Source organism: Rhizobium etli 8C-3 (assembly GCF_001908375.1).
Lineage (GTDB): Bacteria > Pseudomonadota > Alphaproteobacteria > Rhizobiales > Rhizobiaceae > Rhizobium > Rhizobium etli_B.
This window is the reverse complement of record NZ_CP017244.1, coordinates 173,182-186,128: the sequence shown is the minus strand read 5'-3', so window position 1 is coordinate 186,128 and position 12,947 is coordinate 173,182. Positions and strand designations below refer to the sequence as shown.

Sequence of the window (12,947 nt, the reverse complement as noted above, 5' to 3'; positions counted from 1 at the left end):
CCAGTCGCAAGCGCCGAAACCTCCGCAGACATTGACGGACTGTCGGCCCTGACCGCTGCACGCTTTCTCCGTAAATGCGATCGGTTTCATCGTCGGCAGATTGAAACATGAAATCTGAGGGGGGGCAAATTGGAGGCCGATTATACGCCCAGGGGGTCAGCACGTTGGAACACACTTAGCTGAATATAACTTTATTGGGACCATGGATTGATCACTTTCAATCCGGCTGCCTCGAAGGGGCTTGTGTCGCGCGTTGCGACCGCGAGGCCATTCGCCGCTGCTGTGGCTGCAATATATCCATCCGCCTTGCCGACCGCCTTCCCGGACAAGCGAGCGCGCACCATGAGTTCCGAGTAGAATTGGGAGGTGGCTGAATTAAAGGGTAGGACGCGTTCTGCGAAGTGAGGTAGCACTTCGCCCTCCAGGCGATCGCGAAGGACTGTTTGCCGTTTGCCTGAAGGCATGGCGGCAATCCCGAAGCGAAGTTCGGCAATTGTTATCGCGGAAAGGAACAACGTCTCGATGACTTGGGCATCCATCCATGCTACCACTGCCCCGTTGGGAGCCGGTTTCCATGGCTCCGATATCACGTTGGTGTCCAACAAGATCATTCGAACGTCATCGGTTCGGCTGGCGCCTTATCGCGATTTTGCTGCAGGGCTTCAACATCGTCATTGGATAGCTCCGCGTCCCGACCTATGGCCGCGAGTAAAGAGCCAAGTTTCACACGTTCAGATGGACGAACGGCGGCCTCAATAATGTCACGGATTTCGGCCTCCGTACTACGGCCGTGATGAGCCGCTCGCACGCGCAGCGCGCGATGCGTTTCATCAGAAAGATTACGAATGGTGACCGCCGGCATTGATATCATCCTGTCAGATTTGATGACTTTGATATCAAAATATACCCGATGACAGCGTTTTTCAAGAAGGCTCCGTTGGGATTGGAACCAACGACCCTGTTATTCCTCTTTAACGGATTCGTTAAGCGAGCCAAGATTTTGGCTTGGCTGGAATGACTGATTGGGGCCGGGAGCGGATAGTTTGCTGTAGGGCACATTTATGAGATAGCCGCCGCTCGGCGACCGTGGCAGGGCAGTCATTGTCCAGGGATGGACGTCGGCGGCGAACATTGTCACCGTCGAACTTATAGAGGGCTGCGTCAAGCGCTCCTCCGGATGGGTGCTGAATTGTAACCTTTCAGGGTTGACGGCGACCAGATGGCGCGCTCAATCTCAGTCAAAGCCGAGCGCAAACCGAAAATTTCCTTTTTCCCTGCGTCCCCCTGTATGGTGGAGACGAGGAGATGGTCCTATGAGCGAGAAACGCAAGCTAGCCGCCGTCCTGGCCGCGGACGTGGTCGGGTACAGCCGGCTCGCTAACGCGGACGAGGACCGCACTTTGGCCAGGTTGCGGGCATTGCGCAGCGACCTGATTGATCCGACCATCGCCGTGCACAACGGGCGCGTGATCAAGCGCACAGGGGATGGGGCTTTGGTCGAGTTTCGCAGTGTGGTAGACGCTGTGCGCTGCGCCATTGAGGTGCAGAACGGCATGGTCGACCGCAATGCCGGGGTGCCGCAGGACCGCCGCATCGAATTCCGGATCGGTATTCATCTGGGCGACGTAGTCGAGGAGAGTGACGGCGACCTGATGGGAGACGGCGTCAACATCGCCTCGCGCCTGGAGGGCGTCGCTGCCCCCGGCGCCATCTGCCTGTCCGAAGACGCCTATCGCCAAGTCAAGACGAGGCTCGAGCTTTCGGCCACTGATCTCGGCAACACGCAGCTGAAGAACATCGCTGAGCCGATCCGCATCTACTCGCTCCAAGTCGGCACCGCCGCGCAGGCAACTGTGACCCCCGGAATTCCGGCCGCTCCGCTTTCGGCAGCAACGCCGCCGAGGTTATCGATCGCCGTGCTGCCCTTCTCCAATATGAGCGGTGATGCCGAGCAGGAGTATTTCGCCGATGGAATCTCCGAAGACATCATCACGGCTCTCTCAAAGTTGTCACAGCTGTTTGTAATCGCCCGCAATTCGTCCTTTACCTTCAAGGGCAAGAACGTGAACGTTCAAGAAGTGGGCCGGAACCTCGGCGTGCATCATGTGCTGGAGGGCAGCGTCCGCAAATCCGGCACCAGGGTACGGATCAACGCACAGCTTATCGACGCGACCACGGGTGGACATCTGTGGGCCGAACGCTTCGATCGCGACCTGACAGACATCTTTGCCGTGCAGGATGACGTGACGCAGCAAATTGTCGACGCGCTCACGATCAACCTGGCGGAGGGCGACCAGCAGCGGCTCGCGATCGAGCAAACCGGGAACCTAGAAGCGTATGACTGCTTTCTACATGGTCGAGAGCAGCTGTGGCGGTTCACGAGAGCGCAAAACATCCAAGGCCGGGAATTGTTGCAGCGCGCCATCGAACTGGACCCGAGCTACGCTCCCGCCTACGCTTTCCTCGCCTTCGCAAACATCCTGGACTACGCAAACCAGTGGAGCTCGGCGTGGTCGACAGCAATGGAACAAGCGGAAATGTTTGCGACACGGGCAGTGGCGCTCGACGATCGATATCCTTACGCACATTGGGCGCTTGGCATGATCGAATTGTATTCGCGACGCCACGACGTAGCCATTTGCGAAGCTAAACGCTTGATCGCCCTCGCTCCAAATCTTGCCGAGGGATACGAAAATCTCGGTTACGCACTGCATTATTCCGGCAGGTCTGCGGAGGCACTCGCTTGTTTCGACCGGGCAATAGCCTTGAACCCATATTATCCGGACGTATACCTCCACTTCCAGGCACAAGCGATGTTCCAGTTGCACAGGTACAAAGAGGCAATTGACATCCTGAAGCGGCGACTTGTCCGTAACCCCGGCACCGACGTCTCGCGCGTGCTTCTGGCGGCGAGCTACGGCCATCTGGGCCGCTTCGAAGAAGCCCGCCATGAGTGGCAGGAAGTGTTCCGCGTCAACCCTGACTATTCTCTGGAACATCGCCGGAAAGTATTGCCCTACAAGAATCCCGAAGACTTCGAATTAGTCGTGGACGGGCTTCGCAAGGCCGGCTTAGTGTAACTACCTGACCGGGCAAGTGTCCGGTCTTGCACCTCTGGAGCCATTCGCTCAGATGAGGGCAATATACGGTGTCGGCGCGACCAAGTCTTTCAGCATGGTCAACCGCGATGTCTACCTCTTGGTGAGGGCAAAGTTTGGCGCCGACATAGGCGCGCTGCTGAGGCGTTCTTGGGGCGGAAGGCGGCAGCTTATGCAGCCGTGGGCCGGATAGCCTTCGGAGGCTGAGCAAGTGAACGACAGCCTTAATCCTGTTGCAGCCATTCCGCCGTCATCCTGGGTGGTCTCTCAAAAGCGGACGCTGCTAGATCTGGTCACTTCAAGGCGATGAGACCGGCGTCGGTCGGCCTAAATTTGCAAGCGTCGAAATAAAACGTCCGGAGGTGCGGATCGAAATCCACATGGAGCCACTCGCAGTCGGTTTGTTTCACGCGATCAACGGCTTCCACAATCAGGGCCTTTGCTATGCCCTGGCGCCGGAAGGTAGGCGACACCATTGTATCCAGAATGAAAGCGTGAACCCCGCCATCCCACGCGACATTAACGAACCCTACCAGCTTCCCCGAGCGACGGGTACAAACCCAACCGAGGCTAAAGCGGTTTACTTGTGCCCACCAATCGACAGCGGAATCCTGATGCTCAAAACACTCCGCATGAAGAGCGTTGACCTCAGCGTTCCTGAACGCTCCTCGCCATTCGGTCACGTACTCGGGAGGCTCATATTCTTGCGTTGATGTTAGCTCCATGCGCGCTATTTGATCGGAGACATCATTCGGCGTCAACGTCCGCTCTTTAAACTGGCCGCCAGAAGCCGCCCAACTGCTGAGCCAGCAGCAACCGGTATCGCTCCCACGCGATCCGGATGAGTAGCTGAGAACGGGCACGGGCGCCTCGTCGGACTACCTATGTCAGGAGGGCAGTGTGAAATCGCCAACAGTGAGAATCATGGCCGCGGCCGAGGAAGACCTGGCCGTCGAAACGATCATGCTGGCGTTTGCAGCGGATCCTATGGCGCGATGGACCTGGCCGCATGCACACCAGTACCTAGCGGCCATGCCGCGAATGATCCGGGCGTTCGGGAGCAGCGCATTCTCTAACGGCAGCGCCTTTTGCACCGACGGCTACGCCGGGACGGCGCTGTGGCTATCGCCCGGAGTACATTCCGACGAGGAAGGCCTTGGTGCGGTGCTCGAAAGCACGGTTGCGCGCGCTCTTGCCCCCGAAACCACGGCCATATTCGAACAGATGGCCGCCTATCATCCGACCGAGCCACATTGGTACCTGCCCCTGATCGGCGTTGACCCGGCGTATCAAGGCGAAGGTCACGGCGACGCCCTGATGGTGTACGCACTCTCTCGGTGCGATCGCGATCACGCCCCGGCCTATTTGGAATCCTCGAACCCGCGCAACATCCCGTTCTACCGACGTTACGGCTTCGAACCGCTCGGCGCTATCCAGGTCGGTTCGTCGCCGACACTCGTCCCGATGCTGCGGCGGCCGCGTTAACGCTCAGTCCGATCAGATAGCTTGTGGCATACGGGCTCCGGGCGCGAAGGGAGTATGGAATGGACCGGCGAGGATGTTTGCCGGTCGGCGCATAGTCACATATCAGCTGCAACATCAATGATTTCAACAGAGGTGCATCGGCGATCAGCGTCGCCAATAGCTTCCAGGACCTCGACCACGGTCGCTGACGGTTCATCCTTGGATCATGCGGCGTGGAGCGACCATCTCCGGTGATCTGTTGCTTTCCTGGGATCGCACATTGCGCTGCATTTGCACCACACTCTTCTCGCTGTCCAATTGAAACTGATTGACCAGATCCCGCAGGCGGCTTGCCTCGGAGGACAACGAAGCGACGGCGGCCGTTGACTGCTCGACCATCGCCGCATTTTGCTGGGTCGCCTGGTCCATTTGATTAACGGCCGTATTGATTTCAGCAAGACCGGTCGACTGTTCGCGCGCCGAAATTGCAATCGCATCCATAACCCGGTTGATCTGTGCAACGTAATCACCGATCGACGTGAGCGACCTTCCGGTTTCAAGAACGAGTTTTACGCCATTTTCGACTTCCGTTGAGGACGTTTGGATGAGCCCCTTGATTTCCTTGGCCGCTTGGGCTGCACGCTGAGCAAGCTCGCGGACTTCCTGTGCGACCACTGCGAAACCTTTGCCCGCCTCACCAGCACGCGCAGCCTCGACACCTGCATTGAGCGCCAAAAGATTCGTCTGAAAGGCAATTTCATCTATTACGCCAATGATGTTCGAAATCTGCTGGGAGCTGTCCTCGATGCGTCGCATGGCTTGCTCTGCTTCCGATACAACCGTCGCTGATCGCTGGGCGCTGACATTGGCTTCAAGAGCCATGTTGCGTGCCTCGTCCGTGCGTTTCGTCGACATCGCGACATTCGACGTAATCTCGTCCAAGGCGGCGGCCGTCTCCTCGAGAGAGGCTGCCTGTTGCTCCGTGCGCTTGGACAGGTCCTGGGCGCCGGATGCGATTTCGCCGGTGCCACTGTCTATGCTGTGCACCGTCTGGAGCACTGCGCCGATCGTCGCGCCCAATTGTCGGAGCGAAGCATTGAAGTCTTCGCGCAACGCCTCGTACTCCGGCGCAAACTGCTGCGAAAGCTGAAACGATACGTCGCCTGCCGCAAGCCGCCGCAGACCTTCGCCCAACGTCGTGGTCGCGAAACGCAACTGTTCGGCCTCGACTTCGGCGCGCTGTTGGGCGGCAGCGCGCGCCGCCTCGCTCTCGCTGCGGGATGCAGCAGCTTCCGTCTCAAGCCTGACGACATTGAGGGCATTCTGACGAAAGATTTCAACGCCACCGGCCATTTCACCCACTTCGTCGGCACGGTCCGCATAGGGAATATCGCTATCGATGTCCCCATCCGACAACCGCTTCATGGCGGATGCGATGCGTCGGATCGGATTGGCGATGCCCGAGATCGCAAACACAATGCCGGCCACGGCGACGAGCACGGCCAGGGTTGCGATCGCTGCCGTCAGCATGAAAGCGGACTTCGCCGAAGCACTGCTTGCGGCCACAAAACCTTCGGCCTGGCTGAGAATAAAATCAACCAGATCCGCCACTCCGTTGTTTACCAGCTCGGCCTGCGGCTCCATGTTTTCCTTGAAGAAACGAACCGCGTCGGATGTCTTGCCGCTATTTTGCAGTGCGATCATTTGCTCAGCAAACCCGCGGTATTTGCTCAGTTCCGGCTTAATCCGATTGATCAGTTCGCGCCCACGCTCAGTGCGGACGCCGTTTTCATATTGGGAAACGACGTTCTCGACCGCGGCGACAGCAGCGTCGATCTTCTGCTTTCCGGTATCCTGCTCCTGTGCTGTGTCGTCGAGGAGGTAATGGGTATATACAAGTTTCAGATTGAGGAAGTTGCCCTTGATCTCGCGAGCCGTCACCAGCCGTTCCATCCAGAAGGTCCCTATCTGCTCAGTATTGGCACTGAGTGTCGAAATCGTGCTCAGCGACACATAGGACAAGCCAACCATGAATAGACTGATGATCGACAGCTTTAGAATCAGGGCTTGCTTGATGCTCGGACGTTTCATGCGGGTCTCCAGTTGAAGTCACCTACGACGCCGGCTTACCGGTTGACCTAAAAAGTCGCACTAAATTGATAATTTCGTATTAACCAAACAACAGGCGCCTTTCGACCAAGACTTCTCCAAACTCTCGCGTTTACGCGCCATGGCGCCGCCGGCGCCGAAGAGACTCATCATGAAACGAAACAATTTGAAAAATCATTCATCCAAATGGTTGACTAATCATCGCCGATGGTTATATTCAACCATACGGGTGAATAAATGAACGAAGACGCTCTGTCACATATTCTCAAGGCCGCTGGCGACACCACGCGGCGCAAGATTCTCACGCTCCTCGTTCAGGAGGGCGCGTTGAGAGTGACGGCCCTTGCTGCTCATTTTGACATGTCCCTGAACTCCGTTTCCAAGCATATCAAGGTTCTGGAGGAGGCGGGGCTGGTCACCCGCCGGACTTTGGGCCGCGAGCATCTCATTGCCGCGGAACTTGAACCGCTGCGGTTAACGGAGGCCTGGTTCGCCAAACTCAAGTCCGTCTGGGAACTGCGCCTGCAGGCGCTCGAAGAGGTGCTCAATGCAAAGGATGAAGGACATGAGTGAGCTTGAATTGACTGTTAACCGCAAGATCGCCGCGCCTCGCGAAAAGGTGTTTGCCGCCTGGCTTTCAGCGGAAATGCTTGCCAAATTCATGCAAACCCCGACGCACAGCAATGGCCCGTCGAGGGTCAGCGTTGACGCGGTCAAGGGCGGCCGGTTTTCGATTGTCATGCTAGCAAACGATCGCGAAATACCGCATACGGGTACCTTTCTGGAAATCGATCCCTACTCGCGCCTGTCCTTTACCTGGGAATCTCCTTATTCCCTTGAGGACAGTATCGTCACGATCGATCTCGCCGCCATCGACGCGAACACGACCGAGATTACCTTGAGGCAGGTCAAGTTCCAAAGCGATGAGGCGCGCCTCGCTCACATCGGCGGATGGAACGCTGTCCTGAACAAACTCGAAGAAGCCATCGCCTGACGTTTCTCTGACCTGCCACGGTCCGCCCGATTGCGCCGGCGGCTCGTGGCGCTGTCGGCTGAGCGATCTCACTATAATTTGGTTTGACCGGTGCGGCGCTGTTTGAACGGCGTGCAACCGGCAGGAGGAGAGTTATGTCTTTAATCAAGGAAGCAAATACACGTAGGACTATCGGCAAGGCAGTTATTGCCCTCGAACAGGCGAGCGACATCTTTAGGCGAGCCACAAAACCACTGCTCGCCTTTGCCATCGCGCTCGGTATCAGCATTGCGCTAAGCGGCAGGAGCCAGGCCTACGACACGGCCCTCGACAAAATGGCATCCGACCTCGAAATCCGCTACGCTCTCAGCGCCCTTCCGCCGGCCTTACGAGGCAAGGCTGCAGTCTACATTCTCGATCCCGCCAAGGGCTACGCGCTGGCCAGACAGGGAAGCAACGGATTGGCCTGCCTGGTCGAGAGGACGGCGTGGGAACTCGCCGACTTTCGAAACGATATCTACATTCCGCTTTGCTACGATGCGGCCGGCACAAATGCTCACTTTAAGGTTATCATGGACGTGGCCGCACTCCGTGCTAAGGGAATGTCCCCAATGGTCCTGAAATCCGAAATCGAGAAGCGATATGAGGACAAGACCTACGGCGTTCCCAACAGACCAGGCCTCTCTTACATGGTATCCCCGATCATGCGCACGGTTGGGCCGCCGGACATGGAAGTTCATACCATGACAATGCCGCACTTTATGTTCTATGCCCCCAATGTCACGAATGAAGACATCGGTGCCCTGCCTGCACTTGGAGATCCCGAAAGCCTCTTGAACCCGTTCATCGACAGACAGGGCAATGATCAGCAGAGCTACATCATCCAGCTCGTCGGCGAGGCGGAGAAGGCTAAAATCCTCGCCATCGAAAGGACACTGCTCGATGAGCTGTGCGCGTATCGCGAAATTCTATGCCTTTCGCACGCGAAACACTGAAACCGCTTTGCTGGGTACGGCGGCAGCTGTCGGCAACGATCATCGAAGACTTCGTCGTCCCGTTGTCTCCGTGAAGGCGAGCTGCCTATTGGGTGGGGAACCCTCGCGGATTCTATGCGGCGGATAATTCCAAGCCCGAGATTAGGCAGAGGCAGTCCCAGACGAACAAACGGGAATGCGGTATCCAGCCCGCGTATCAGAAAATGCCGGCCGTCGTCTAGATGCCCAGTCTCCTGCTTTGTGCACAGCTTCACGCATGGGCTTTTGTCGTCAAAGTCGAAAGGAAAAACGCGGACGATCGTGAACATACGAGAGGATCCAGACCAAGCGACGCCCGGTTTCCGCGGTATTCCGGAGAGATTGTTCAGCGCAGCTATACATCCAGTGCAGCAATGGCAAGTTTAATTAAGCTAACAATCTTCGGTCGAGCGCTAGAGGTCGAAACTGGAGTACACGAATCAAGCTGCGTATCACCCTTCGACGGCGGAGATCTCGAGGGGACGGGAAGGGCTGCATGATCCTGCAGCAGCAGATCGATCCGCTCGAATGTCAATCGGCACGGAACTTTGTCCCCTTATCGGCATCCAATTTTGACCCCTTTGTGTATGAGGTTATCACTTGCCGGCTCGACACCGGTCGGGGTTGCAGAGGGCCGGCAAGAGCGCCGTGATTGGCGAATCCGGCTTTAGCACAGAAAGATGGCATAGAAGGGTCGCGATCACGGTGCAGGTAGGAACTCGATCAATGCTTTCGTAACGGCTGAAGGCTGCTCCTCGGGGATCCAATGGCCAGAACCCTCCACAACCACGCCGCGTACGTTTCTTGCGACGTGACGGATGTGGTTGCCATACTCTGCTCCCATGCCCCCAACTCCACTCATGGCAAGAACCGGCATCTGCAGCTTCTCGATCGAGAATAATCTGTTAGCTTCAACGTCTTTGGGGAAGGCGCGATAGTATTCAAAGCCGGCTCGAAGCGCCCCTGGCTGAGCATATGAGCGTCCGTAAACTTCGTCGGCTTCGTTATCGAAGGCGTGCGAGTTAACGCCCTCGGCATTGTGGAACCATTTCAGATATTCGAGTTCGCGGCCTGCGATAAGCATTTCCGGAACGTCACGAACAGAGTGGAAGCGGAAATGCCACGTACGAGGACCTTGGATCAAATCGTCCCAAGGCTCGATGCCGGGGAGAGGAACATCCATGATCGCGAGTGTCTCAACGTCATTGGCATATTTGGCGGCATAGGCATAAACGACCATGCCTCCCATGTCGTGGCCGACAAGGTTTACCAACGGACCAATGCCCAGATTGCTCACCAGCTTGCGAATGTCCTCGGCAATCGAAGCCTTATCATATCCAGCCAGAGGTTTGGCGGTATCGCCCAGACCACGAAGATCCGGCGCGAGAACTGTATATCCTTGGGTCGCCAATTGCGGCATGACATGACGCCACATGTATGACGTTGTACCCCAGCCATGCAGCAACACGACCGTTTTCGGCCCACCCTGCGCCAAAAGGTAGTGATAAGCAACCCCGTCAACGTCGGACTTGCCATCGATGATTGAATGGGAAGTATCGATGATCGTGTCGTTTGCTGCCGGCACCGCCGGTATACCCGCGAATGTTCCAAGCATAAGAGCCACTAAAAAGTAAAAGCGCATTGCAAACTCCAGTGTTCAAAATCAGGCCCACAAAGCCCAAAAATCGTCCCCCAAATCTAGAACGAGTGGTTTTTCGAGCACTCCGTCGAGGCGAACCGCGACAGTAGTGGAGCAGCCGGAAATCATTAAATCGTCCGAATGCTCCAGTCTCTCAGGCGTCAACGCTGTGTCAACGGCGGCCAAGCCTCAAGATAAACGGCGTTAGGCCCTGAAAGCGCGAGACGGTCAAATTTCTGTCTTCCTCGTATCGGGTTGCGGGTCTCCACTTTGCAAAACTCAAGGGATCTGGACCACTGTGCGGAGGGCGCGTGTGTTCTATACTTTGATATAGAGATACCTCAGTGTAGGACCTGTGGCGGGTTGTCGGGAACACCATGATCAATGGCTGTCAATCGGCATGGAACTTTGACCCCTTTTCGTCCTCCAATTTGCCCCCTTGTGTACGAGGATCAGCACTTGCCGGCCGACGCGGGTCGGGGGTCGGCAAGAGCGGCGTGATCGGCAACGCGCTCAAGGACTCGCGCTGCACATTGCTAAATGAACGTTGACGCGCCGCGGTCGTTGCTCATTCTAAGCTGCCACCATTCCCGCTCGTCATCGGAAAGCCGAAGAGAAGAAGCCGATCCCTTCGGGTGCGACACCAGCGCATTCGCTTTTGGATTTCTCGTTCTATCCTGATTCGCGCGGTTCCAGAGCGCTTTCGCATTTGCATATCACGCGATACTGTATTGTCTTAGCGGAGGGGCAAGCATGGAACGTCGTCTTACCACAATAATGGCTGCCGATTTGGTTGGCTATTCTCGTCTAATGGCGGCGGACGAGGAAGGCACCATTTCGCGGCTGCGCGATGCGCGAACCTACGTGATTGACCCGGCGATTTTGGAAGGCGGTGGCCGGATCGTCAAAACCATGGGCGACGGGCTCCTAGTCGAATTCCCATCGCCAGTATTGGCGGTAAGAGCGGCCCTTCTAATGCAGCGCAACTTGAGTTCGCGCGAGTCTCCTCAAGGGGAAGACCGACGTCTTCGTTTCCGGATCGGTATTCATCTGGGAGACGTGGTGATCGATGGGGACGACATCCTCGGCGACTGTGTCAACATCACTGCGCGTTTGGAAACCATCGCACCCGCCGGAGGTATTTGCGTATCTCGTGCAATCTGCGATCACGTGCAAGGCAAGATAGAGGCTGGGATGACGTGGCTTGGGCCACAGTCCGTAAAGAACATCCCCGAACCAATTGACGTGTGGCAGGTCGAGGTGGACGGCACGCCGGTTAGCGCGGTTCGGCTCCCTGGACAGGAACGTGCTTCGATCGCGGTTCTCCCATTCCAGAATTTCTCTGCCACCCCCGATCAGGACTTCTTTGTCGACGGACTGGTCGAAGACGTCATCACAGAGCTAGGTCGCTTTCGATGGTTGTTCGTGATCGCTCGCAACTCGACTTTCGCCTACAAGGGAACAGCCAAGGACGTACGCAAGATCGCCCGGGAACTTGGTGTGCGTTACGTCGTGGAAGGATCGGTTCGGCGGTCCGGTGATAGGTTGAGGATCACTGTACAGCTAATCGACGCGCGGTCTGGAGCACACATCTGGGCCGAGCGGTGGGATCGTCCGATCGCCGATTTTTTTGATGTACAGGACGAGATAACGCGCCGGATTATCGCGGGCATCGAACCAGAACTGGGAGCGCACGAACGGGGCCTCGCCCTCGCCAAATCGACGGATAATCTTACTGCTTGGGAACTTTGTCACCGCGGCCTTGCTGAATTGCTTTCCTTCGAAGCAGGTTCTCAAGCCACTGCCGAGAAGTTTCTTCTACAAGCGCTCGAACACGATCCAAATTTCGCACTTCCCTACGCCTATTTAGCTCGGCACCGATACGCACTCGTCCTTTGGGGGCGTGCCGCAGACGCGCCTGTCGCTGTCAAGGAGGGACTATCATTCGCCACGAAGGCCTTAGAAATCGACAGGCGAAGCGATATCGCTTACGCGATGATGTCGCTCCTCCTTACGGTGGACGGGCGAGCGGAAGAGGCCATGCCTGTCGCTGAACAGGGCCTAGCATTAAATCCTAACTACGCATTTCTTCACTTCGCCCATGGAATGGCAGCCGTACGGCTCAGGGACGCCGATACGACAGTTAGAGCCGCACAAAATGCCATCGATCTCAGTCCTCACGACCCGTCTATGTTTGCGTTCAAGACACTACTCGGTATTGGCTTGATGCTGAGGGGCAAGCCAGATGACCTCTCAACGGCCCGGATGCATCTACGGGAAGGCGCGTCATTCGAACGCACAACCTATTACCCATTCATTGGGGCAGCGTTGCTCGCCCTCAAGTCGGGCAATACCGATGAAGTGAGGCTCTGGATCTCTGATGCTTTGAAGAAGTTTCCAAACCTGAATGCGGAATACGTCCGAGAGGCGGCCCACCCATTCTATGAAGGCAGTCCTTACTGCGACTACCTCGACAGGTTGATTGAGCAGGGGCTTCCCCCGGGAGAGAAGAAAAAATAATCACGTCTCTAAGAAGCCTCCTCACACCGGGCGCAGTGCCATAGAGGTTCTGCTGCCGCATTGACTACAATACCTTCGCAATATCCTGGTGAACAAGCATCCTCAGGCAGACCGGATTTCACGAGCAGTGC

The 12,947-nt window shown here is 56.8% G+C and carries 11 protein-coding genes; 6 read left to right on the top strand and 5 right to left on the bottom strand.

All coding sequences use genetic code 11. From position 1 onward, the window contains the following. Window positions 1-191 precede the first annotated feature (191 nt). The gene (locus tag AM571_RS25710) at window positions 192-611 is read right to left on the bottom strand and encodes a type II toxin-antitoxin system VapC family toxin (RefSeq protein ID WP_074063880.1); all 420 of its coding nucleotides are present in this window, start codon (window positions 609-611) and stop codon (window positions 192-194) included. Beyond that, window positions 608-862 carry a FitA-like ribbon-helix-helix domain-containing protein gene (locus tag AM571_RS25705; protein ID WP_074063879.1) on the bottom strand — a complete coding sequence of 85 codons (255 nt, stop codon included), beginning with the start codon at window positions 860-862 and terminating at the stop codon, window positions 608-610. Before AM571_RS25705 ends, AM571_RS25710 begins: the two co-directional genes overlap by 4 nt. 451 nt (window positions 863-1,313) lie before the next feature. Here AM571_RS25705 and AM571_RS25700 point away from each other — a divergent pair, with 451 nt between their 5' ends. Next, window positions 1,314-3,080, top strand: coding sequence for an adenylate/guanylate cyclase domain-containing protein (locus AM571_RS25700; RefSeq protein ID WP_074063878.1), 1,767 nt, complete (start codon window positions 1,314-1,316; stop codon window positions 3,078-3,080). A gap of 311 nt (window positions 3,081-3,391) precedes the next feature. Here the strand turns inward: AM571_RS25700 and AM571_RS25695 are convergent, their stop codons facing one another. After that, entirely contained in the window at window positions 3,392-3,823 is a 432-nt protein-coding gene (locus tag AM571_RS25695; RefSeq protein WP_074063877.1) for a GNAT family N-acetyltransferase, read from the bottom strand. A gap of 175 nt (window positions 3,824-3,998) precedes the next feature. Here AM571_RS25695 and AM571_RS25690 point away from each other — a divergent pair, with 175 nt between their 5' ends. Continuing rightward, window positions 3,999-4,583, top strand: a complete 585-nt coding sequence (locus AM571_RS25690; RefSeq protein ID WP_196776380.1) for a GNAT family N-acetyltransferase — start codon at window positions 3,999-4,001, stop codon at window positions 4,581-4,583. A 192-nt stretch (window positions 4,584-4,775) separates the two neighbouring features. Here the strand turns inward: AM571_RS25690 and AM571_RS25685 are convergent, their stop codons facing one another. Next, entirely contained in the window at window positions 4,776-6,653 is a 1,878-nt protein-coding gene (locus tag AM571_RS25685; protein ID WP_074063875.1) for a methyl-accepting chemotaxis protein, read from the bottom strand. Window positions 6,654-6,908: 255 nt separating this feature from the next. Between AM571_RS25685 and AM571_RS25680 the strand changes: the two genes are divergently transcribed. The 3 genes from AM571_RS25680 (at window position 6,909) to AM571_RS25670 (ending at window position 8,639) form a co-directional block, all read left to right on the top strand. Further along, window positions 6,909-7,244, top strand: a complete 336-nt coding sequence (locus tag AM571_RS25680) for an ArsR/SmtB family transcription factor (RefSeq protein ID WP_074063874.1) — start codon at window positions 6,909-6,911, stop codon at window positions 7,242-7,244. Continuing rightward, the gene (locus AM571_RS25675) at window positions 7,237-7,665 is read left to right on the top strand and encodes an SRPBCC family protein (RefSeq protein WP_074065572.1); all 429 of its coding nucleotides are present in this window, start codon (window positions 7,237-7,239) and stop codon (window positions 7,663-7,665) included. Before AM571_RS25680 ends, AM571_RS25675 begins: the two co-directional genes overlap by 8 nt. A 134-nt stretch (window positions 7,666-7,799) precedes the next feature. Then, a complete protein-coding gene (locus AM571_RS25670) occupies window positions 7,800-8,639 on the top strand; it encodes a hypothetical protein (RefSeq protein ID WP_074063873.1) in 840 nt (279 codons plus the stop codon). A gap of 718 nt (window positions 8,640-9,357) precedes the next feature. Here the strand turns inward: AM571_RS25670 and AM571_RS25665 are convergent. Further along, window positions 9,358-10,299 carry an alpha/beta fold hydrolase gene (locus AM571_RS25665; protein WP_081377207.1) on the bottom strand — a complete coding sequence of 314 codons (942 nt, stop codon included), beginning with the start codon at window positions 10,297-10,299 and terminating at the stop codon, window positions 9,358-9,360. A gap of 750 nt (window positions 10,300-11,049) precedes the next feature. On the opposite strand from AM571_RS25665, the gene AM571_RS25660 reads away from it, so the two are divergent. Continuing rightward, window positions 11,050-12,816: an adenylate/guanylate cyclase domain-containing protein gene (locus AM571_RS25660; protein WP_074063872.1), complete on the top strand. Its 1,767-nt coding sequence runs from the start codon at window positions 11,050-11,052 to the stop codon at window positions 12,814-12,816. Window positions 12,817-12,947: the final 131 nt, after the last annotated feature.